The 23149-nt window shown below is 36.4% G+C and carries 20 protein-coding genes, 1 pseudogene and 1 other annotated feature; of the genes and pseudogenes, 16 read left to right on the top strand and 5 right to left on the bottom strand.

Annotated features, from left to right (window positions below; genetic code table 11):
* The coding region (locus ACIQYS_RS05605) for a transposase (protein ID WP_402976000.1) at window positions 1-401 on the bottom strand (401 nt) is incomplete at its 3' end.
* Window positions 402-861: 460 nt separating this feature from the next.
* Window positions 862-1119: a binding site (T-box leader), on the top strand.
* A gap of 68 nt (window positions 1120-1187) precedes the next feature.
* On the opposite strand from ACIQYS_RS05605, the gene ACIQYS_RS05600 reads away from it, so the two are divergent.
* Both ACIQYS_RS05600 and ACIQYS_RS05595 read left to right on the top strand, forming a co-directional pair.
* Complete coding sequence (locus ACIQYS_RS05600) at window positions 1188-2441, top strand: MFS transporter (protein ID WP_402975998.1); 1254 nt, start codon at window positions 1188-1190, stop codon at window positions 2439-2441.
* Window positions 2442-2765: 324 nt separating this feature from the next.
* The gene (locus ACIQYS_RS05595; RefSeq protein ID WP_402975996.1) at window positions 2766-4757 is read left to right on the top strand and encodes an ABC1 kinase family protein; all 1992 of its coding nucleotides are present in this window, start codon (window positions 2766-2768) and stop codon (window positions 4755-4757) included.
* 56 nt (window positions 4758-4813) lie between these two features.
* On the opposite strand, the gene ACIQYS_RS05590 is transcribed toward ACIQYS_RS05595, so the two are convergent.
* Complete coding sequence (locus ACIQYS_RS05590; RefSeq protein ID WP_402975994.1) at window positions 4814-5404, bottom strand: hypothetical protein; 591 nt, start codon at window positions 5402-5404, stop codon at window positions 4814-4816.
* Window positions 5405-6043: 639 nt separating this feature from the next.
* Between ACIQYS_RS05590 and ACIQYS_RS05585 the strand changes: the two genes are divergently transcribed.
* Window positions 6044-6970 (top strand): tetratricopeptide repeat protein, encoded by a 927-nt coding sequence (locus ACIQYS_RS05585; protein WP_402975992.1) that lies wholly within the window; start codon window positions 6044-6046, stop codon window positions 6968-6970.
* 284 nt (window positions 6971-7254) lie between these two features.
* On the opposite strand, the gene ACIQYS_RS05580 is transcribed toward ACIQYS_RS05585, so the two are convergent.
* Window positions 7255-7875 carry a hypothetical protein gene (locus ACIQYS_RS05580; RefSeq protein ID WP_402975990.1) on the bottom strand — a complete coding sequence of 207 codons (621 nt, stop codon included), beginning with the start codon at window positions 7873-7875 and terminating at the stop codon, window positions 7255-7257.
* Window positions 7876-7942: 67 nt separating this feature from the next.
* Window positions 7943-8635, bottom strand: a complete 693-nt coding sequence (locus ACIQYS_RS05575) for a ZIP family metal transporter (protein WP_402975988.1) — start codon at window positions 8633-8635, stop codon at window positions 7943-7945.
* A gap of 154 nt (window positions 8636-8789) precedes the next feature.
* On the opposite strand from ACIQYS_RS05575, the gene ACIQYS_RS05570 reads away from it, so the two are divergent.
* The 11 genes and pseudogenes from ACIQYS_RS05570 to ACIQYS_RS05520 all read left to right on the top strand — a co-directional run bounded on the left by ACIQYS_RS05570 (window position 8790) and on the right by ACIQYS_RS05520 (window position 20486).
* Window positions 8790-10439 (top strand): methylmalonyl-CoA mutase family protein, encoded by a 1650-nt coding sequence (locus ACIQYS_RS05570; protein WP_402975986.1) that lies wholly within the window; start codon window positions 8790-8792, stop codon window positions 10437-10439.
* Window positions 10426-12582: a methylmalonyl-CoA mutase gene (scpA, locus tag ACIQYS_RS05565; RefSeq protein WP_402975984.1), complete on the top strand. Its 2157-nt coding sequence runs from the start codon at window positions 10426-10428 to the stop codon at window positions 12580-12582. Before ACIQYS_RS05570 ends, scpA begins: the two co-directional genes overlap by 14 nt.
* Window positions 12582-13676: a methylmalonyl Co-A mutase-associated GTPase MeaB gene (meaB, locus tag ACIQYS_RS05560; protein ID WP_402975982.1), complete on the top strand. Its 1095-nt coding sequence runs from the start codon at window positions 12582-12584 to the stop codon at window positions 13674-13676. The genes scpA and meaB overlap by 1 nt, the downstream gene beginning before the upstream one ends.
* 40 nt (window positions 13677-13716) lie before the next feature.
* On the top strand, window positions 13717-14157 hold the full coding sequence (locus tag ACIQYS_RS05555) for a BrxA/BrxB family bacilliredoxin (protein ID WP_402975980.1): 441 nt from the start codon (window positions 13717-13719) through the stop codon (window positions 14155-14157).
* A 75-nt stretch (window positions 14158-14232) separates the two neighbouring features.
* Window positions 14233-14385: pseudogene (locus ACIQYS_RS05550) on the top strand (HIT family protein); the annotation flags it as partial.
* Between the two features lie 100 nt (window positions 14386-14485).
* Entirely contained in the window at window positions 14486-14884 is a 399-nt protein-coding gene (locus ACIQYS_RS05545; protein WP_402975978.1) for a MarR family winged helix-turn-helix transcriptional regulator, read from the top strand.
* Window positions 14885-15226 (top strand): DUF3147 family protein, encoded by a 342-nt coding sequence (locus ACIQYS_RS05540; protein ID WP_402975976.1) that lies wholly within the window; start codon window positions 14885-14887, stop codon window positions 15224-15226.
* A 467-nt stretch (window positions 15227-15693) separates the two neighbouring features.
* Window positions 15694-16560: a serine hydrolase domain-containing protein gene (locus tag ACIQYS_RS05535; RefSeq protein WP_402975974.1), complete on the top strand. Its 867-nt coding sequence runs from the start codon at window positions 15694-15696 to the stop codon at window positions 16558-16560.
* Between the two features lie 232 nt (window positions 16561-16792).
* Window positions 16793-17830, top strand: a complete 1038-nt coding sequence (locus ACIQYS_RS05530) for an alpha/beta fold hydrolase (RefSeq protein WP_402975972.1) — start codon at window positions 16793-16795, stop codon at window positions 17828-17830.
* 446 nt (window positions 17831-18276) lie between these two features.
* Window positions 18277-18717 carry an SRPBCC family protein gene (locus tag ACIQYS_RS05525; RefSeq protein WP_402975970.1) on the top strand — a complete coding sequence of 147 codons (441 nt, stop codon included), beginning with the start codon at window positions 18277-18279 and terminating at the stop codon, window positions 18715-18717.
* A gap of 305 nt (window positions 18718-19022) precedes the next feature.
* On the top strand, window positions 19023-20486 hold the full coding sequence (locus tag ACIQYS_RS05520) for a WD40/YVTN/BNR-like repeat-containing protein (RefSeq protein WP_402975968.1): 1464 nt from the start codon (window positions 19023-19025) through the stop codon (window positions 20484-20486).
* 476 nt (window positions 20487-20962) lie between these two features.
* On the opposite strand, the gene prli42 is transcribed toward ACIQYS_RS05520, so the two are convergent.
* Entirely contained in the window at window positions 20963-21058 is a 96-nt protein-coding gene (gene prli42, locus ACIQYS_RS05515; protein ID WP_402975966.1) for a stressosome-associated protein Prli42, read from the bottom strand.
* A gap of 127 nt (window positions 21059-21185) precedes the next feature.
* On the opposite strand from prli42, the gene mce reads away from it, so the two are divergent.
* Both mce and ACIQYS_RS05505 read left to right on the top strand, forming a co-directional pair.
* Window positions 21186-21596: a methylmalonyl-CoA epimerase gene (gene mce, locus ACIQYS_RS05510; protein ID WP_402975964.1), complete on the top strand. Its 411-nt coding sequence runs from the start codon at window positions 21186-21188 to the stop codon at window positions 21594-21596.
* Window positions 21597-21600: 4 nt separating this feature from the next.
* Window positions 21601-23148, top strand: coding sequence for an acyl-CoA carboxylase subunit beta (locus ACIQYS_RS05505; RefSeq protein WP_402976024.1), 1548 nt, complete (start codon window positions 21601-21603; stop codon window positions 23146-23148).
* The last annotated feature ends 1 nt before the right edge of the window (window position 23149 follow it).

The raw sequence follows: 23149 nt of genomic DNA, 5'->3' as shown, positions 1-23149 counted from the left end.
ATCGTTTGTGGCGTATAATGATGCCCGTACATTTTTTCGATTAATCCAGCAATCTCAGACATTGTCACCCCTTTTTGAAACATATGGATGACGAATGATTCCAGTGTGTCATTAGAGCGCTTATAAGGCGCAACCGTCTGTTGTTTAAACTCACCATTGCGGTCACGAGGAATCGTGATTTCAAGATCACCAAACTCCGTATGCAGTTTGCGTGCATACGAGCCATTACGTGAATTACCTGAATTGAAGCCAATCCGGTCGTATTTTTCATAATCTAAAAAGGCCGTCAGCTCCGTCGCCAACAGCGTATTCACAGCTGTTTCTAAATGGGAGCGAAAAACTTCGGTAATATCTTGTTTTTTTACTAGAGCTTCGATGATTTCTGTTGTAAACTGATTCATAGGGAAGACCTCTTTTCTAGGATTGGTTGTGGTGACTTAATTCTACCAAGAAAAGGTCTTCCTTTTTTGTATTTATTCATTTACACAAAATATTTTACACTCTCAACTGAAATATCAGACTATAATTAGTTGAGAATATAATGTATGATGAAGGAATTAGGGTTAGGTATATTAGAAGGTAGCTTATGTCTACATTATAACGATGAACAGCGTAAGTCATTGTTTGACAAGTGGGCACAATGAAAATCTACACTTAAGAAATGAAAAGTGTATTGCCAAAATTATTACAGAAAGATTCTTCGATAAAAAAGTGTAGATAATAGGGAGAACAATGTGCTTGTCCTCGCTTATCAAGAAAAGGGCGAGGTACTTGAATATGTAACTTTTCGCTTAAAATATTTTTTCTTAGTCTGACGTTTACTACAAGGATTATTAATGATAATATTCAAAATAATAAATAATAAATGCGATGATGAGGAGAGTAAATAAATTTTTTCTTCCCAGAGAGCTCCGGTTGCTGAAAAGGAGTAAGAATAATTTATTGAATCAAGCCTCTGAGCAGCACATTGGAACCTAACAAAGGGGATGGTGTGACAGGAGCTCCTGTTATAGAGCTAAGGTATAAGCATTTCTTTTGATGTCGTACCCGATAAGTTTAATATGGTGACATATTAATAAACTGGGGTGGTACCGCGATTTTACAAATCTCGTCCCCAAGACACACAAGTCTTGGGGATGGGATTTTTTATTTTGTCCAAAATTATTAAAAGCTAAGGGGGAATTAAATTGAGTTTTAAAAAAATACTAGAAACTTGGCGACATCCATCCATCCTATTGTTCAGTATTGGTGTTTCAAGTGTTGGAAGTTGGGTTTATTTTATTGCATTGAATCTTATTGTTCTTGATATAACAGGATCAGCTATTGCTGTTTCTGGACTATATATTATTAGGGCTTTGTCAACGGTTTTTACTAATATTTGGTCGGGTAGTGTTATTGATCGTTTGAATAAAAAATATCTCATGATCGTTCTTAATATCTTTCAAACTTTACTAATTGTATTGTTACCTTTTTTTTCGTCTTTAAATTTTATATATTGCATGGTCTTTTTTATCACGATAGCCAGTTCCATGTATCATATAACATCTATGACTTACATTACAAAATTAATGCCAGCTGAACAAAGAAAACGTTTTAACTCTTTACGTAGTTTATTAGATTCCGGAGCTTTTTTAACCGGCCCAGCAATAGCTGGAATGTTGTTTACAATTGGTACACCTAACATGGCAATTTACGCTAATGCCATTGCTTTATTTTTATCAGTATTAATCACATTATGGATGCCAAATATTGAGTCCTCTGAACAACTTGCTGGGATTTCAGATAGAAGATTATCTGTTAAGTTATTAACAGATGATTGGAAACTTGTTATAAGGTTTAGCCGTAAATATTCATATATCATGATTGTTTATTTTTTATTTAGTGTCATGATTGTAATGATGACAGCTACGGATTCTTTAGAAGCAGCTTTTGCAACTCAAGTGCTCTCATTATCTGCAGGTGAATACGGCGTTTTAGTCAGTATCGCTGGTGCTGGAGTATTAGTAGGGTCTTTAACAAATACAATTATTGTTGAAAAAGTACCTACTTCTTGGCTTATTGGTACGGGATCACTGATAACTGCAGGAGGTTATATGGTTCTCACATGCTCTAATACATTTGTTATAGCATCTGTCGGATGTTTTGTTTTGGCGTTTGCCACTGCCTTTGCAAATACAGGTTTTTATACTTTTTATCAAAATAATATACCTGTGGATCTTATGGGGAGAATAGGAAGTATTTATGGCCTTGTTGAAGCCTTTCTAATTATCGTTGCTACAGCCATTTTTGGTGTTGCTTCTGAGGTTGTAGCTATTAGATTTATTGTAGTTTTGGGATCATCGATAATGTTACTAGTAGCAAGCATATTGTTTATTTGTACTATTCAATCATCAAAAACTAAATATTATTCTGCTGTCTTTACAAATCTCAAAGAAGAATAATTATCCTCTTTATTGATGAATGGCAACCTCCATTTTCCATAGTGAACGTTGGAGATGACGGATTAAGAATCAGTTTAAACAATAAGAAGTAATCTTCTATACCATTCGCGAAAAATATCTGAATTTTTAATAATATGATAAAATAAGTATATACGGTTTTGCGGAGGCGAAGGTTTGAGGGGAATTGCAGTATATACTTGGAGGGAAACTTATAGTACGTTTATTCCGAAAGATATTTAAGAACGTTGTAATGTAGGGACAAGAGATAAAGCGATTGGTCAGTTGTATTTTGGGGTACATATAGAAGTGAATGGGGGTGGGTCCTTGGTATATGTCAAAATAATCGTTCAAATACTCGTTATCGCAATGTTCATTTTTTATGTTAGTGGGCGGTTGATGGGTTCGCAAATAAATTTGATGAAACGGATTCTGTCGGTTTTCATGAGTGTAGCATTTACTTCCATTGTGTATTGGTATTCGTACTTACGTTACACTGATTATTTAGATGATGTGTATGTCTATATGGACGTTAGGACAATCATTTGGATTGGGAGTATGCTGCTTATTTCGATGTTACTTTATCTTTTTTTCGAGCTTTTCGACCCACTTGCGATTGGTGAAAAAGGGGAAAGGATTACAAGACATAAGTCACCTTTTTTACGTTTGCGAAATCAGTGGAGAAGCCAAAAAAGATTACGCCAAGTCATGCAAATTGCTGTGAAAAACGGTATTTCTCGTACGTTAAAGTATGCGCGCCACCGGGAAAATGAGCATGAATTAGCGATTGCTTTTCGAGACACACTCGAGGAGTCAGGTGGTATTTTTATCAAATTTGGTCAAGTGTTGTCTACTCGTAATGATTTATTTCCGACGGCATTTGTTCAAGAGTTAGGAACACTGCAACAAAATGTGAAACCCTTATCGGAAGAGCAAGTAAAGCATATTTTAGAAAAAGCGCTACCGTATAAAATGGATGATGTGTTTTTGCAGTTTGAAATGGCACCGATCGCTGCTGCGTCTATTGGACAAGTACATAAAGCAACATTGCGAAAGAATAACGAAGAAGTGGCTGTCAAATTATTGCGACCTGACGTAAAAGATATGATGAGAGATGATTTAACGATTTTAGTAGAGTTCGCAAGATGGGTATCGGATAAATCCACTTGGGCAGAGAATTTAGGTTTTCGAGAATTGGCAGTTGGATTTGCAACTAGTTTGCGCGAAGAAGTAAATTTTGATATTGAAATGCGTAATACAATGCAAGTGGCGACAACGCTGAGAAATAGCCCTTATCAAATGAAAATACCCCATGTTTATGAAGAATATAGCAATCATCAACTAATCGTTTCTGAATTTATACATGGTAAAAGTGTTGCAAGTGGGAAAGCATTGTTTGCATCTTTACAAGTAGATAGGGAAGAATTCGCTCGTACAGTGCTTTTTTCTTTTTTCGAACAAATGTTGTTTTCAGGTATTTTTCATGCGGATCCGCATCCAGGAAATATATATATTGATGAGCAAGATGGAACTCCCATCTTATTAGATTTTGGGGCAGTTGGTCGTTTAGCTGGACCTCAGCAAGAGGGACTTAAATTATTCCTCATGGGAATTCAGCAAAATGATGCGAATATATTATATGATGCTATTACGTTACTTGTAGAAGAGCATGAACATATAGACCGTGTGAAAATGGAGCAGGAGATGGCTCAGATTTTGCTACGTATCTCATATGTACCACGGATTCAAACGGATGAGTTAATCCATTCTTTTTTTGAAGTTGTTCGAGATTTTGGTTTATTATTCTATCCATCGGTCAGTATTGCATTACGCTCTATTATCACGCTAGATGGAACATTACGTCTAATCAAGGATGATTTTAATTTATTTCAAGAAGCCAAAGAGTTCTCCAAACATTATATAACATCCATGTTGAAAAGACCGTTTAAAGAACCGTTTGTGACAAAAGAGCGGTTGGAAGAAGAGTTGGCATTATGGTTACCAGCGCTTCGTAAAATACCCAGACGTGTCGATAAGCTTATCCAGCGGGTAGAAAGCGGAAAGATCATTTTGCATCATGATGTATTTTCCAATAAGCAAAATGCAATGTTTATTACCCAATTGTTTTCCCGTTTCGTGTTGTTACTTGCCGGTATAACGTTTGGTTTTATTTCGGTAGCCCTTTTAGCGATAGCGCAATTTATCAATGCACCATACGCTGTGTATTTAAATACTGCTGCATATGTTGGATTATTTTTATGTGCAGTTTTACTTGTGCGTTTATCGATTCAAGCAATACGGTTAATGAAGAGGGGTTAGTAGTCATCCATCATAAAGTTTGAAAAAAAGGATGTGTATATGACCACATCCTTTTTTTACTTATCAGTGAGGGCAGGGTGCTCCCAGTAGCTATCGGCAACTGTGTGAATATTGCCCGCTTTGAAATGTTGAAAGTTTATCTTTTCTAATGTTTCTCTGCTCATTAGTACTATCATCACGTCTCCAGTTTTTACATTGCCGAATGGGTCTGTGAGTGGTGCTTGGACGATGTAGGTCGCCTGTGTTACATTTGGGTGAGATTTCATCGATTTCAAATAATCAAAAGCAGTAGTCAACGAAGCATGTTTGAGTGTTTTAGCTGTTGAAATTTTGTTTGCCGATATAATAACTTCCACGACACCATTTTCATATTCAGCAGAGACGATTGTATTTTCTTTTTCTTCCTTTGTTGATCCAAATCTTTTTTTGATTAATTGAGCTGCAATTACATCAGGGGTCGGCTTGTTCTCTACTATTTCTTCCTTTACAGCCTCTTCTTGAAAAGCAGATGTGATTGCGTCTGCTCTTTCCATTCTAGCTTGGGTGCTATCATCAAATACATTTTCAATAATCCCTACTGCTAAAACAATGATTAATATAATAAACCACCATTGTTGGTAAAAAGGGTCCTTCGAATTTTCTGCCAAAGTAACTCTCCTTTCTTACTGGGACAAGTCTTTTATTCTATGCAAAGAGGTTAGAAAATATTTTTACTAGCGTTTGCAGTTTTGTGTCAAGGTATGACAAATGGTAGAATCACACTAAGCTCTTGTACGATTTATTTACGAAAAAGGGAAAAAATTTATGAAATAATGGATCTAGGAAATAATGGTGCGTGTAGAAATGAAACGTTTAAAAGTATTATGATAAGGTATTGCGTTTCGAGTGAGACTATCATTGATGAAAAAGTACTGGGCTGAAAGCTTAAATATTCTTCTAACATAACATTATTAAATTATTCCATTTGGGCAAAGTATTATGAAGACGAAGAAGTGGTACCTCGTTTTCGTATGATAAACAAGAACAACGACAATCGATTAAACGTGCTTTTAGGATGAATCTCTGTATAAGTATATATATCGTCTTCATTTTATCCTTTTCTTTCTACACCAATATGTTATTCAAAAATGAGCCTTTCATTTCTTCGAGTTTTGATGGAGTGATAAGATCGTTACTATTTCTCGGATTATTATATTGGTTTTATAAATTCCTTCAAATTTTGATCAATTATCGAAAAAGTATAAAGGCGTTAGATCAATAATGTAAACTGAATAGGAGGAAAATAATTGAGTATTAATCAGCAAGCTATTGAATTGCTTGAAAATAATAGATATGAAGATGCTTTAAAGTTATTTCAAAAAGCAGTAGATAAATCAAGAGATGTACAGTCTTTGACTAATCTTGCGTGGATGTATTGTTATGAAGAAGAGGAAGATACAAAAGCGATGAGTTTATTGGAAGAAACCATAATTATGAAACCATCCTCCCATATGCCTTATAATTTGTTAGGTGAGATTTATATTAGAAAAGAAAAGTGGTCATCTGCAAAAGGTGTACTGAGTAATTCAATTAGCATTCACCCAACTAAAACTGCTTATAATAATTTAGCGATTGCAAACTACCATATAGGAAACTTGAAAGAAGCTTCCAAATATTTTCTGATGGCTTCAGAGAAGTCTGATAATGCAATGTATAGTCATGTAAAATGTTTAATTGAATTAGGGGATTCAAACGAGGCAATAATTAAACTTGGTGAGTTTTCGGAGAACAACGATAAGTTTGTCGGGGATGTAGAAGTAGCTGATTTATATGTAGAGTTGGGTAGATATCAAGAAGCTATCAAATGGTTTGAAAAAGGGTGGAAAACCTATTGGAAGCAGCCTAATTGGGTTAGTCGATATGTATATTCACTACTTCAGCTAAATGATTCGACTCGTGCTCGTGAAATATTGAATGAAGCGATCAATCAAAAACTAGATGAAATCAAGGAAGCGATTGAAGAAGAATGTGATGATGATTGGTTAGAAAGTGACAAACAAGCGCATATAAATGAATTACTAAATGAAAAAGTAGAATACGAACAAATGATTAATGGAATCTCGTCTGGTCACATTCCTACTATGGAATTTGATACATTCATCATGACAGGATGTTACTTATTTGGTTGTGCCCGACATAATCATCCTGAGTATGATGATAAACAAAAAGAGTGACCCAAGTGGATCACTCTTTTTGTGCTGTCGTAGCTGCTCGGAGGGGAAGAAAGGAAGTTTCAAATCCTATGCACCTTTATGATCCGAGATTTGAAAGATTGTTTAAATTTGATTATTGAATGTTAAGACTTAAGAGCTTTAAATGTTCACTTTTTAAGTTTAAGGGTTAAGCTTTAAGCTTTTTTACCTTCCACTAAAATGCGTTGGATGCAGGGTTTGACCCAGACCCTGCTTCGGGGAAACTTTCTTCTTTTTCGCTAGAACAGCAAGTTGTAAAGAGAAGGTTAGCTAATAGAGATGAACGTTCGTGCATTGATTTCGCTTAATGCTACATCGACATCGTCTTCAAAAGTCTCGATATCTTGCGTCATTTTTGTCGCAACATCATTAACATGGACAGGGTCAATTAGCTTCGTTTCTTCCGATTCCCAAAAAAGCTTTTTATAACCTTCTACAGCCGTTAAGTCCGTTTTGCCATCTTTGGAAATCATATTATTTAGTTGTGTGTCCAGTCTATCCTGAGCTAGCTCGTTTTGTTGTTCTACTCTTACTTGAGCTTGACCGTAATCACTGTTCATTTTTCGGAGGAGTGTCTTTTCGATTTCGATAAAGTTTTTACGTTCGATTGCGTCAGCGACTGTCATCTTTACTCCAGCAACTTCTACAATTGTTTTCGCGTTCGATTCAACGATCGCTGTTTTGATTTGTTTTCTACGATTCATCAAATCTTGTATCGATTGAATGTTTTCTTTAGCTTTATTTTCGAACTCAGTGACTGTTTTGAAGCCTGCTATATTTTCTTTTGGTTTTTTTGATGTGGCAAAAGTTGTTTCATTAATCTTCTTAATAATACGTGCATCGAGTGTCTTTAATTCGCGTAAAGCTCTTGTAATCGTGATATCCATTTATATGTCACTCCTTTTGACGGTCATTCTATTATAACTACCAGTATATAGTAATCTCCAAATCTTTTCAAAACATCACATGAAAGGCTAAACTTAAAAGATAACCCGATACGATAAACGCTACAAACTGACGAAAAGGGACAACGCGCATATTGTGTAGGATAAATTCTTTTACACTTGTAATGGCAAGCAATCCGATCGTTACTCCTAAAAGAACACTTTGTACTTTTTCGCTGGGTATGACATGATGCCCAATCCAAATAAATGCACTAAAGCAGAAAGAAAGACCAATGAAACTAAGAAATAATCCACCTAGTTTATTACCTTGTGAAAGAAATGCGGAAGTGAGAGCGAATCCTTCCGGAAGATGATGAAGAAGCGTGGATGTCGTAAGAGAAAGAGCAACTGTAGACTCCCCTAGTAAATTTCCGATTGTCAAGCTTAATGGAATCGTATGTATGAACAAGGCAATTGTGAGAAAATAGACGGATGATTTATGAATGCTTGTGGAAAAAAACAAGCTGTCTATCAACAGTAGAAAGATGAATCCTATGAACACACCAAGTATTATTCCAGGTGATTTGTGTAGCCCTATCGCAGATGGAATAATATCAAGTACGAGTAGTCCTACTAAAAAACCACCACATAATAATGCTAATCTTTCATGGGAACGATGAAATATTTTAGATACTAGCCAAGCAAGACCGCCTCCAACACTTACACTGAAAAAAAGTAATCCACCAAGAATTAGTACGCTCAATTTTAACGTCCTCCAGTATAAAAAAGATGTTTACAAAATATATGCTTATCCATGATTCATATGTGCACACACAATTCTTCTTTCTTCCATTACTGTACTCATGTAAAATGAAAGTATACAAGGATGAAACAAAGGGGGAAGCGAGAGCGTTCATATGACAATAGAAAAAATGAAACAAACAACATTTAAAGCAGCTTCGATTTCAGATTGGGAGCAAGTAGCACTTAAATCATTAAAGGGGAAAACACTAGATTCACTTTCTACAAAAACATTAGAGGATATCATTTTGAAACCGCTTTATTCAATAGCTGATGCGGCATATATACCTGCTTCACAAACGGATATTGTACGACAAGCAAAAAGTTCTTCCGAGTGGTCTATCGCACAACTTGCAGAAGGTGCTACAAGTGAGGAAGTATTAGCGAATATTAAAGAATCGCTTGGAAGAGGGAATAATGTCATTCATTATAAGGTAGAAAAAGAACATGTATGGAATGCGGTTCAAATAGAAGAATGGAAAACACTATTAGCAGAACATGCAGCTATTTTAGACGTAACGAATAATCCATCTTTTATGAAGCCTTTCACTGTCCTAAAGGGACTCGTGAAAGGAGCAGAGGACATTCATATTCCAAACGTTCGAACGTATTTCTTAAATGGCTCTAACATCCATCAAGCAGGAGGAGATGCTGTTAGTGAACTAGCAAGCGTTCTTGTACAAGCAGATGCACTTGCTCGGCAAACAAGCATAGGGGAGCTTGTTCAAAAAGCATTTATTCAGTTTTCTGTGGATACACATTTCTTTATGGAAATAGCGAAAATTCGTGCTTTCCGTATACTTTGGCAAGCTTTTGGCGAAGGATATGGACATCACGATATAGAAGCAATTCCTGTACATGTGGAAACTTCCTTACGATCTTTTTCTATATTAGATCCGCATGTTAATATTCTTCGTGCGGGAAATAGTGCGCTTGCTGCAGTACTTGGGGGAGCGGACAGCGTGACGACGTACCCACATGATTATTTAACAGGAGTTACACCAACATCGAATCGTATTGCCCGTAATATGCAGCTCGTACTAAAAGAAGAAACCCATATTCAGCGCGTAGTCGATGCGGCAGGTGGTTCTTATTTTGTAGAGAGTTTAACGAAAGAACTTGTCGAAAAAGCATGGGCGTATTTTTTAGAGTTAATGAAGGAAGAAACAATAGAAGATAGACAAACGAAACTTTTAGACCGAGCAAATGAAAAATGGGAGCAGCAGCTTGCTTTACTTTCAACTCGTAAAAAGTCGTTAATTGGCACGAATACTTATGCAAATCCGGATGATCTAATACCTGGTTTCATACAACAGACAGAATACAAACGGCTTGCCTCGCCTTTTGAGCAGCTTCGAAAAGCATTCCAACAAAATCCATTGAATACAGCTATTGTTCCTTATGGTCTATTAAAAGAATATAAGGCGCGGATGGATTTTGTTAGTGGATATTTAATCGCGTTAGGAATTTCTCCAGTCGTAGCACCGGAAAACTTAAAACCATTCGATTTGCAAAAGTGGATAGACGAACATCGTATTGCCTATGTCATCTTTGTCGGAAGCGATGAACAGACAGCAGGTTTAGTACCCGCAATTTTAAATGAACAATTGTCTGTTCCAATGGATGTAGTAGGGAAATTTGAGGAGTACGAAGATTGGTTAGAAGCTGGACTATCCGGACGTGTTTTTGCCGGTCAATCACTGCTTGAAAAAGGACAACAATTACTCGCACTTGCAAAAAGGGAGGATTCAAATGTCAACGCCTAATTATTCAGCTGTTTCCATCGAAAAACTAGTAGAAAAAGCAACGGATAGTCAAGAGAAAGTCGCTTCATTTCTAACAAATGAAGGAATCGAGTTAAAAAAAGTATATGAAGAATCCGACCGAAGCAATGTGCAACATTTAAATGACTTACCAGGAATCGCACCAAATACACGTGGACCATATCCAACGATGTATGTTGCGAAACCTTGGACAGTCCGCCAATATGCAGGATTTTCAACAGCAGAAGAAAGTAATGCCTTTTATAGAAGAAACTTAGCGATGGGACAAAAAGGTTTATCGGTAGCATTCGATTTACCTACTCACCGGGGGTACGATTCGGATCATGAACGAGTAACAGGAGACGTTGGAAAAGCGGGAGTTGCCATAGATTCTGTGGAAGATATGAAAATTCTATTTAGTGGTATTCCACTCGATCAAATGTCTGTTTCGATGACGATGAATGGTGCCGTTTTACCGATTTTAGCGTTTTATATTGTAACTGCAGAAGAACAAGGGGTAACGCCGGAGCAGCTTGCTGGGACGATTCAAAATGATATTTTAAAAGAATATATGGTACGAAATACGTATATTTACACACCAGATATGTCGATGAAAATTATTGCGGATATTTTTGCATATACCGCAAAGTATATGCCGAAGTTTAACTCGATTTCGATATCTGGTTATCATATGCAAGAAGCAGGTGCCACTGCGGACATTGAGCTCGCTTATACGTTAGCGGACGGCCTTGAGTATGTACGAACAGGTTTAAAAGCAGGCATTGAAATAGATTCATTCGCACCTAGGCTTTCATTCTTCTGGGCAATCGGTATGAACTATTTTATGGAAGTGGCGAAAATGCGCGCTGCACGTAGAATATGGGCACAAATGATGGCAAGCTTCGATCCGAAAAATCCAAAAACATTGGCATTGCGTACACATTCTCAAACATCTGGTTGGAGTTTAACCGAGCAAGATCCATTTAATAATGTAACGAGAACGTTAGTGGAAGCAAACGCAGCTGCAATGGGGCATACGCAATCTCTTCATACGAATGCACTCGACGAAGCAATCGCACTCCCGACAGACTTTTCCGCTCGAATTGCCCGTAATACACAGCTGTTTTTGCAAGAAGAAACGAATATGACGTGCGTCATCGATCCATGGGGTGGTTCGTATTATGTGGAAACTTTGACAAACGAACTAATGGAAAAAGCTTGGAAGCTGATTGAAGAAATCGAAGAACTTGGTGGAATGGCAAAAGCGATTGAAACAGGCTTACCGAAGATGAAGATCGAAGAAGCAGCTGCGAAAAAACAAGCCCAAATCGACTCTTCGAAAGAAATTATTATAGGGGTCAATAAATATCGACTAGGACAAGAAGATGCGATTGATATTTTGAATATCGATAATACTGTTGTGCGCCAAAAACAAATAGAACGCATAACGGAAGTAAAAGCAAATAGAGACGAACAAGCTGTACAAGCAGCACTTGCTGCATTAACAGAAGCTGCGAAAACAGGAAATGTGAATCTACTTACCGCTGCTGTAGACGCAGCAAGAAAACGTGCAACAATTGGAGAAATCTCAGATGCGATTGAATACGTCGCAGGAAGACATAAGGCGGTGATTCGTTCCGTGAGTGGTGTGTATAGTGCAAACTTTAGTGATGCAGAAGAAATCGAAGCAGTCAAACAAATGGCGGAAGACTTCCGGGAAAACGAAGGAAGACGACCACGTATTTTAATCGCCAAAATGGGTCAAGATGGACATGATCGTGGTGCGAAAGTGATAGCAACAGCATTTGCCGATTTAGGATTTGATGTCGATATTAGTCCTTTATTTCAAACGCCGGCAGAAACTGCGCAACAAGCAGTGGAAAATGATGTCCATGTTGTGGGGGTAAGTTCATTAGCGGCTGGCCATATGACGCTTGTTCCTGCTTTACGTGAAGAGCTTGCAAAGCTAGGTCGAGAAGATATTTTAATCGTCGTAGGCGGTGTTATTCCTGCGCAAGATTACGCATTTTTACGCGAAAACGGAGCTTCCGCTATTTTTGGACCTGGTACAGTTATTCCAGTTGCAGCGCAAAAAGTGATTGAAGAAGTGTATAAACGATTAGGTTATGAGGAAGTAGAAGGCTAATGGCTGGAACGCATAATACAAACCAAACTTCGATGCATGTCATGAGTGGGATTAAATCGCAACATGATGGTATGGGGAAGGCTAGTGTAAAAAAATTCACTAAAAAGAAGTCACTTGTCATTGATGAGGAAGCATATATCCGAGAAATCCGAAATGGCTCTAGGTTACATTTAGCAAAAGCGATTACGTTTATTGAAAGTACGGTAAGTGATCAGCAAGCAATTGGTCAGCAATTATTAAAACAACTTCTCCCTCACACTGGAAACAGTATTCGTATCGGGATTACTGGAGTCCCAGGAGCTGGGAAAAGTACGTTCATCGAAGCTTTCGGGAAAATGCTTTGTGATCGAGGATATAGAGTAGCGGTGCTTGCGATTGATCCTAGTTCGTCTTTAACAGGTGGCAGTATTCTTGGAGATAAAACGAGGATGGAAGAGCTAGCAAGGAATCCAAGCGCTTTTATTAGACCTTCGCCTTCAGCAGGAACACTTGGCGGGGTGCATAAGAAATCTCGAGAAACGATGCTTTTATGTGAAGCAGCCGGATATGATGTCATTTTAGTCGAAACGGTTGGAGTTGGACAAAGTGAAACAATTGTTCGTGGAATGGTCGATTTCTTTTTGCTTCTTGCACTAACTGGTGCTGGAGACGAATTACAAGGAATGAAAAAAGGGATTATGGAGCTCGCCGATGCGATTGTGGTGAATAAAGCAGATGGGGCGAATGAAAAACTCGCTAAAAAAACAGTGGCAGAATATAAACAAATTCTTCACTTTTTAGCACCGTCTACGCCGAACTGGACAACACCAGCTCTTGCTGTTTCTTCCCTTTATAAAAAAGGACTAGATATCGTATGGAGCACGATATTGTCTTTTCAAAAAAGTATGCTAGAATATGGCGTTTGGGAAAATAGAAGAAAAGAACAAACGGTTGACTGGTATAAAACGATGATCCTCGACCGATTATATGATGACTTTTTTTCTTCTATTGAAAAAAAACAATCGATGAAGGAATTAGAGCAATTAGTAAGAGGAGAACAGATGACTGTCTCGCAAGCGGTAGATGAGTTATTTTCCTCGAATTCTAAACAATAATCTGATAAGATAATACTAGTTTGAAAAGGAGTGTTGAACAATGAATATGGATTTTAATTTATTGATGAATGATATGATTATGCAAGCCCGCGGAGAAATGGATGCAAGTGGTTACGAGCAATTAACAACTCCGGAAGATGTAGACGCAGCGTTTGCTCGTCCAGGTACAACACTTGTAATGGTAAACTCTGTTTGTGGTTGTGCTGGTGGTATCGCTCGTCCAGCAGCAGCTAACGCAGTGCATTACGATAAACGCCCAGATCATCTTGTAACAGTATTTGCAGGTCAAGATAAATTAGCGACACAACAAGCACGTAATCTTTTTGGAGATGACCATTTACCATCTTCTCCATCTTTTGTATTGTTAAAAGATGGTCAACCAATTGCTGAAATCGGTCGTCACGAAATTGAAGGACATGCTCCAACATCAGTTATTACACATCTTCAAGGATTATTTGAAGAACATTGTGAAGAAGTTTAATACAACTAAAAAACAGCGGAGGCATTGTATATGCTTTCGCTGTTTTTTTTAGGTATTTTTATATGCAAATACTAAATTAGAAATGCACAAAGATATGTTTTAGAGATCGAACAAGTTTATTATTTTTATAATGAAGACATTACTCATTATTTTCGTACATGGATGGTGCCTCGCTATGAATGGATGCACCGCTTTCGAAGTTCAATAGAATCTGTTCGACCATCACTTGAAATACCATATTTAAGAAGTTGGTAAACTTTTTATTGAATTTATATCGTATATTACGATATAATCAATTGAAACGATATATAAATTGGAGGTATATTATATGATTGATGAAATAAATAGATACTTTACTGATATTTATTTTGAACTTCATCTTGCACAGCAAGAAGCCATTTCCCACCAAAGTGTCCGTATATTACAAATGGTACATAAAAAGCAGTTCGTCATGATTCGTGATATTGCAGAGCATTTATCCATATCACACAATACTGCGTCGGAACACGTGAAAAAGCTAGTAAGTAATGGCTGGCTATATAAAGAAAGATATGAAAAAGATCAACGTAAGGTTTATTTGCATTTAACAAAGCTCGGTTTACAGATTTTAAAGAAGAATACAGAATTAGATGGAGAAAAATTACAAACAGCACTTGACAAGCTATCAAATAATGAAAGGATACAAATTGTTAAAGCCTTTCAATTACTAAGCGAGGTATCAAAATAAATGTACTTATTTATTAAAATTGTAAGTTCTGCTGTTATTATTGGCATAGTAACAGAAATAGCAAGGAGATTTCCAGTATATGGAGGGATTATAGCAGCTTTACCTTTAATCAGTATTTTAAGTATTATTTGGCTAACTGTACAAGGAGAATCTGCAAAAACTATTAATCAATTTACAAGTGGAGTAATAGCAGGTCTTCCAGCAACAATTGTAATGCTGCTGTTAATTTATATGGCACTAAAACATTCAGTCCATTTATCAATAGCGATTTTATTTGGAGTTATTGGTTGGGGGGTCTTTTTAATTATTCAAAAATATATAACCGAAATATTCTTCTCTTAGAATGTTTAAATAGCATATGTAACGAATACTATAAAATTTCTTATGCTTAAGTTGAAATTTTTTTTTATGAACTTTCAAACAACTAGAACGTCTTTATTTTTGTAGCCTTACTAAGAATGGGGAAATAGTGTCTTTTGATTCAACTTTAATCTTTCTAAATGGAATATTGGTCTTGAAGAAGAGGTTAGTCGATTAAAGGCTCAGGCATTGATAGGATGGGAAAAAGAGTTTAGAAATCTTAAGTGGTTCGGTATAGAAGACATATATTGGAGTTTGTCAACGGACTGATAAACAAACGAGGCGTTGATCCAAGAAGAGATCAATGCCCTTTTTAAACGTCTTTTAAGACGTTGCCCCTTTTTACGCTTGAAAAGTATTCCTGATAATACTCATTCCTTTGCCTCCCACTTTATTGAGTGTAAATCCTATGATAGAAAAGTAAATTAATAGAAGGGGACAGAATTCTTATGATTAAAGAAATCTTCAGATTATATGAGCAGAATGAATCGATTCATAATTTATACGTGTCAAAGTCAAATAGAGAAATATTTAGTTCCCAGGATAAGAAAAGTTCTCATTTAATAAATATTCGTTCAATGACAAAAAGCATCGTTTCTCTTTTAATTGGGATTGCATTAAAAAAAGGATTTATAAAGTCTCTTGAAACTCCGATTAATTACTTCCTACCTAGTGCTCCTAGTCATATATCTATAAGACATTTACTTACAATGAGTTCGGGTTTTGATATTGATGACAAAGATTTATATGGACTGGTTCTAAACAGTAATGATTGGGTAAGAGACATCTTAAACCTTCCATTAGCAGTAACTGGTACATTTAGATATAAAGGAGTTGATTATCATCTCCTATCTGCCATTATTAGTAAGTCAACAGGCTTAACATTGTCCAATTTTGCTCAAACAAACTTCTTTTCACCACTAGAAATAATAGATATTGAATGGGGAAGTGACCCTCAAGGTGTAACTGTCGGGAGTACAGGCTTAAAGATCTCATTTGAAAGTTTAATAAAAATATCTCAAATACTTGTTAATAATGGTTTAGAAAATACCAATGAAATTATTCCTGATGATTGGATAAATATGTCCACTTCAAGTGGCATACTAACAAATTTAAGTTTCGGTGATTATGGATTTGGATGGTGGATTAAACGGTATAAAGATAATGAGGTTTATCGGGCTTTAGGTTCAGGGGGGCAACAATTTCTCATTTATCCCAAGGAAAGGATTTCAGTTATTGTAACTGCGGACCCAAAAACATTTAATCACATAGAGAGTGACATTTTATCACATAAGATTCTCGACATAATTACATGATAAATCATTGAGTACAGAATGGAACCAGAATTAATAGTTAGTGCAATAAAAAGGCTGATTGAAGTCATATAAGAAAAATTGTAGTGAATTGCACTTAAACTGCTAAATGAGGTCATTAGAAACACCTCATTTAATAAACTAATTATAGTGTGTATTATTTAGGATATTAAGAATTTTTTTAATGGTAATAATTAGATTAAATTATATGGCTATAAAGGAGGAGAGAAATAGAATGCGAAGGATTATGACTAAAATATTTAAGTTTAGTTTAATAATTACTTTGTTTTTTGTTTTACTCTGGGTGTTTTTTCCTACATGGACACCGCCCATTAACAGTGAGCATGGCATTAGTACGATGGAACAGGTTGAAATTAATGGAACAGGACATGAGATTATGATTAGGGGAGAAGATTCAAGCAATCCTATTCTCATCTTTGTTCATGGTGGTCCAGCGTGCTCCGAAATTCCTTACGTAAGAAAATACCAAAAAGATCTTGAGAAGCAATTTACTATTGTACATTATGATCAGCGCGGGAGTGGAAAGTCCTATCATTTTTTTGAAGACTATTCAAACCTGACTACTGATTTACTGGTTGAGGATTTGCTAGCATTAACTGATTACATTTCGGAGAGGTTTAACCAAGAAAAAGTTCTATTAATTGGGCATTCATTTGGTACTTATATTGGAATGCGAGTTGTCGCTGAAGCACCTGAGAAATATTATGCATATATAGGAATTGGACAAGTAGCCAATACGGTTCAAAGTGAGTTGGATAGTTTAGAATTTACAATGAAACAGGCAAATCTAGAGGGAAATTCGGATGATGTGGAAAGATTAATGCAACTTCAACAATTGATTGAACTGGGAGAAGTGCAGACACCAAGAAAACTAGTACGTAAATATGGAGGTGCAGCAAGACTTATTAATGATAATAGAGATTATCTAATAGGTTTTCTTTTAAGTTCTGAATATAACGGGATGGATGTAATTCGTTATCTAAGAGGAATTTTTGTTACACAAGAAACTTTGTTGAACGAAGAGGCACAACATAATATTTCGGATATTGTAAATCAAGTGGATTTGCCAGTTTATTTTGTAATGGGGAAATTCGATTATATGACGTCTGTTAATGCTGCAAAAAATTATTATGATAGCCTGGAAGCACCTGTAAAAGAGTTTATTGTATTCGAAGAGTCTGCTCATTATCCGCAGTTCGAAGAGAAAGAGAAGTTTACTGTATGGTTAAATAAGACTTTCAATAAATGGTAATTTTTAGTTCATTTTTAATGATATCGGTGTTTGTCAATTTAGTTGTCGCATACAGCTAGTTTAGTATCTTTAAAATACATATTTATATAATCTTGTAACCCCTAATTCAGTAAAGGCGTCGAACTTTGCTTGCTGGCCAGTTGATTTGAATGGAATATAAGAGCGTTCTTTCACAGCAGGGTAAAGGGGATTAAGATTTAACCAATACTTCTGTTTGACTTAGTAGTTGATTTCTATGACGGTAGTATTTATGGAAAAACCATTTGTGAATACTTATAGGAGGACTATGGGATTCTTCAGGATTTATGACACCAGAAGAATTTAAACACGGTGCTGAAAGAAGGAAAGTTTTGTATAATGGGTGATGTAAGTTCATCCTTAGTATGTAATAATATTTTTGTAGGAATGTAAATTTACATTTATTAGTTGTGGAAGAGGGGAACATAATGGCAACAGGAACACATACAGTAGAAATTCCAGTAGATGTACAAGCAGTTTGGGATTATGTCAGTGATCTTGAAAAATGGGCAACGACGGTACCAGCCTATAAAGAACATGAAATTATCAATGACAAGCAATCTATTTGGACATTTGAAGGTAACGTAAAAGGTATAAAAAAAACAATTCAAGCGCAGGTAGATATTACCGAATGGAATGAACCTTCCAATATTATGTTTGAACTTAAAGGTTTAACAGATAATTTTACGGGAAGCGGTCACTTTACTGCAACAGAAGTTGATGGTAAAACGACAATGACTTGTACAGTGGAAGTCCATGCAGGCGGCTTATCGGGTGCGATGTTAACACCAATTATTAAATGGGCTGTTCCAAAAGTAGCATCTCGTTTAACAGAATCTATCGCACGTAAAATTGCAGTATTCTCCTAGTTTCGAAAGATGGAGAGTCGCTTTATTTTGGGGATACTTCCTCGAAAGTAAAGTGTTTTACTAGAAGGTTTATTAATATCGGAAAAAAGAGGCTGTTCTAAATGAATGGCCTCTTTTTTATGTAATGTTAGTAATAAAATGTATTGTTATAAAGGTATTTTCATTAATGGTAATTAAGTTTAAGAATATGGCTTATTTCAGACGACTGATCTAAAAGGGGATATATCGAGTTATTTGCATCAATCTAAATAGACATATTGAATCTTTAGTTATTATGTCAATTTAGTTATAGGAAGGTGCTCATTTTGAATTTCTTAATAAAAATCTTCTGTTTATTCGTGATTTTTTTAGTTATTGTCAATTTTATTGGCCATGAAACAATCGCTGCGGATGGTGAAACAACACTTAAAGAAGCGATTGATATTGGATTTCAGCGAGCGAAAGAATGGAATGTAAACGCAATACTTACAAGTGTAAACAGTGTGGATGAAACGATGGGTGGCTCAAGAGGAGAAGCAGGGAAACGCTTTAGTTGGTTTGTGCAATTTATGGTTCCAGGTACAGATGAGCATTTACTAATTGGTATCTCAGAAAAGAAAATTACCGTGTTTAGACCGATTAAGCAATCTCCGGATCCAACAATAATCTACGATGAAATCAAATTGGATAGCTCTGATGTTCTTCAACTAGCAAAGGAGAAATACGGACTAAAACAAGGAAAAGATTGGGCAACAGGATATCATTATACACTTGATAACATTAATGGTACACCCATTCTAACAGTGATCGGAAATGATGGAGATAACCGATTTACTCGTATTTCATTCAATGCCCGAAACGGAGATGTAGTCAATGCCATTCATAAATTACCATACGGTGGTGGATTAATATCCAAACGTATTGGTTCGGAAAACCTAACTAAAAAAGGGAGGGCGATTACAGGTGTTGTCGTTGGAAACAAAAAAATAGTCGTATGGGGAGACAAAAAGCCAACTCAATTTAGTACAACCAAGCAACCTTTTATTGAATGGAGCCATAACAATGGGGAAAAATGGACAGAACTACGAGTTAATAATTATGTGACACATGCTTGGTTTGATAGGAATGATCAATTATATGTAGCTACAGAAAAAGAATTATGGGCAGGCATTACATCCAAAAGTAAAGGAACAAAAATTCTTTCATTAAACCAACCGTTTGAGAACGTCGATTATTCCATCAACAATCATATAGCCGTGCTATCAAATGGCACTATTTTTTATACAACCGATCAAGGGAAAAGTTGGGAAAAAGCTATTGTTCCTAACCCGTTTAATGTGATTCAAATATCGGAAAATGGTGATTTGTTAGGACTCACAGAAGAAAGAAAGCTTTTGCAAAAGACAAATGATGGATGGAACGAAATTACAATACCGAATAGTAATGATCTACCTATGGATATGAAAGTGATTAATAAAAGGCTATTCATTACCACCCGAAGTGGTATTTGGACGCGAAATCTTCAAGAGAAGAATTGGAGAACAATTCAAGTGGATGAAATGGTAGTTAGTTTTATTAAAAAAGGAGAGAAATTATTCGGATACACCCATAGAGGTGAGGATATATATTCCATCAGTACGGGAGATGAAAGCAAATCTGAAAAAGTGTTTGAAGCGAACGACTCTATCGTTATGGATGTGGATATGATGGGAGATACGTTGTGGGTTGCAACTGCACCCAATTATTCATGGGAAGAAATTAAGACTCCGCAGAAGCGCAAAAAGTTTTAAGTATATATTCAAGAAATATATTTAATGGTGGGTTGCTTAGGTAACTCATTCTTCTTAATGAACCAACACTACAGGTTAATTGATGAAGTACTAAAAAAAATACCATAAGTGGTCTTTTTTATTATGAAAGATCTAAAGTTTTTAGTAACGTGACACTTTCTGTTTTAAAGGTAAAAAAATGAGGCTTATTTCCATCATATAGGAGTAAATATGGCTTTTTAAGACGGGATAAAAGTGTTAGAAGTCGGTAGCAGCCTTGGATTTTTTACGGAAAAATTAGACTTGAGTTTACCAACTAGTAAAATTTCAGCTTTAGAGCTGGACGGAAACTTTTTGTCAAAATCAAAAGAATTACTGGAGAAGCTACCTGGTAAGATTAAATTTTTCAAGCATCTGTTTATAACACTGGTCTTTAGCGTAGTAAGTATTTAGAAACAGCGAAAGCACTTGTATGCTTCCGCTGTTTTTATTCATTATTACAGTACGAAGCTTAACCCAAATAATAAGGTAGACATAACCATTATTAAAATCATTAAATAAACAACAATTTTACGGAATTTTTGATTGCCCATGAAATTCTCTCCTTTAGCATGTACTACTATTTTAACAAAAACGAAAAAAATCACAAGAGGTAGCCATTTATTTTTGAAATCTGTACAATAGAATAGAGAATAGTCAAACACTAAGGGGTGTGCAACAATGGAAAAAGTTGATCATATTGGGATTGCTGTGAAAAATATAGAAGATTCACTTCCATATTACACGGAAACACTAGGTTTGAAACTTATACATATTGAAGAAGTTCTTTCTGAAAAAGTGCGAGTTGCTTTTATCGATAGTGGCAATGTAAAACTGGAATTACTCCAGCCCATCGACGAAACTAGTGCGGTTTATTCTTTCATTGAGAAAAAAGGAGAAGGCATACATCATGTTGCCTTTGGTGTAACAAATATTCAAGAACGTTTAAATGAGCTGAAAGAAAAAGGGGTAAGGCTCATTCAAGAAACGCCAAAAGTTGGAGCGGGTGGTGCGCAAGTCGCATTCATTCATCCAAAATCATCAGGCGGCGTTTTATATGAGCTTTGTGATAAAACAGGGGGAGCGAAGTAAACAAATGGATATTTATGAAAAAATCAATGATTTATATGATCGTAAGCGCAAAATCGAATTAGGTGGTGGAGACGAGCGCATCGAAAAGCAACATGAAAAAGGGAAACTGACTGCACGAGAGCGGATAGAATTGCTCGTAGATAAGGATTCTTTTGTAGAGTTAAATCCGTTTATCCAGCATCGTACGGTAGACTTTGGGATGGACAAGCAAGAAGGACCTGGTGACGGGGTAGTAACCGGGTATGGGAAAGTAAATGGTCGACCTATTTATTTATTTTCACAGGATTTTACCGTATTTGGTGGTGCACTGGGAGAAATGCATGCGTTGAAAATAGCGAATGTAATGGATTTAGCTGCGAAAAATGGTGCACCATTTATCGGGCTAAATGATTCAGGCGGTGCTCGTATTCAAGAAGGTGTAGTATCGCTTGATGGATACGGACAAATTTTTTATCGCAATGCGATATACTCAGGTGTTATTCCACAAATATCAGTTATTTTGGGACCTTGTGCTGGTGGCGCTGTTTATTCGCCTGCTATTACGGATTTCGTTTTTATGACAGATGAGACAAGTCAAATGTTTATCACAGGACCGAAAGTAATTGAAACAGTAACTGGTGAAAAAATTTCCGCGGAAGACTTAGGTGGGTCAAAAGTACATAACACGATTAGTGGAAATGCCCATTTCCGTGGCAAAACGGAGGAAAATGTGTTAGAAAGTGTGCGTTTACTTCTGAGCTATTTACCTCAAAACTTCGAAGAGAAACCTGCAATTGCGGATGTGGCACCGGAAAATGATGACCGTCCAGAATTAGCAGATATCGTTCCATTTGAAGCCGTTCGACCGTACGATATTCGCAAAGTGATTGAGCAAGTAGTAGATGCGGATTCTTTTCTAGAAGTACAAAAAGAATTTGCTAAAAATATTGTCATTGGTTTAGCGCGTATTAAAGGAGAAGTCGTTGGGCTCGTTTGTAATCAGCCAAAAGTGATGGCCGGAGGACTCGATATTGACTCAAGTGATAAAGCAGCTCGTTTTATTCGTTTTTGTGATGCCTTCAATATTCCGATCATTACATTCGAAGATGTTACGGGCTTCTTCCCAGGTATTAAGCAAGAGCATGGCGGAATAATTCGTCACGGAGCGAAGATTTTATTTGCCTATTCAGAAGCAACAGTTCCGAAAATGACGGTTATTTTACGAAAAGCATACGGTGGTGCATATGTAGCACTGAATTCGAAATCAATTGGAGCGGATGTTGTGTTCGCATGGCCAAATGCGGAAATTGCCGTTATGGGACCTCAAGGTGCTGCGAATATTATTTTTGCACGAGAAATTGCAAATAGCGACAATCCTGAAAAAATGCGAGCAGAGAAAATCGAAGAATACCGTGAAAAATTTGCAAACCCTTATGTAGCAGCTTCCATGGGGATGGTAGATGATGTAATCGATCCTCGTGAAACACGTATTAAGTTAATACAAGCATTAGATATGATGCGAAATAAGAAAGAAGCAAGACCAAATAAAAAACATGGAAATATTCCATTATAAA

The organism is Psychrobacillus sp. NPDC096426 (assembly GCF_044762745.1).
In the GTDB taxonomy this organism is placed as follows: Bacteria; Bacillota; Bacilli; order Bacillales_A; family Planococcaceae; genus Psychrobacillus.
The sequence above is the reverse complement of the archived record's forward strand: the minus strand, read 5'-3'. Positions and strand labels throughout refer to the sequence as shown.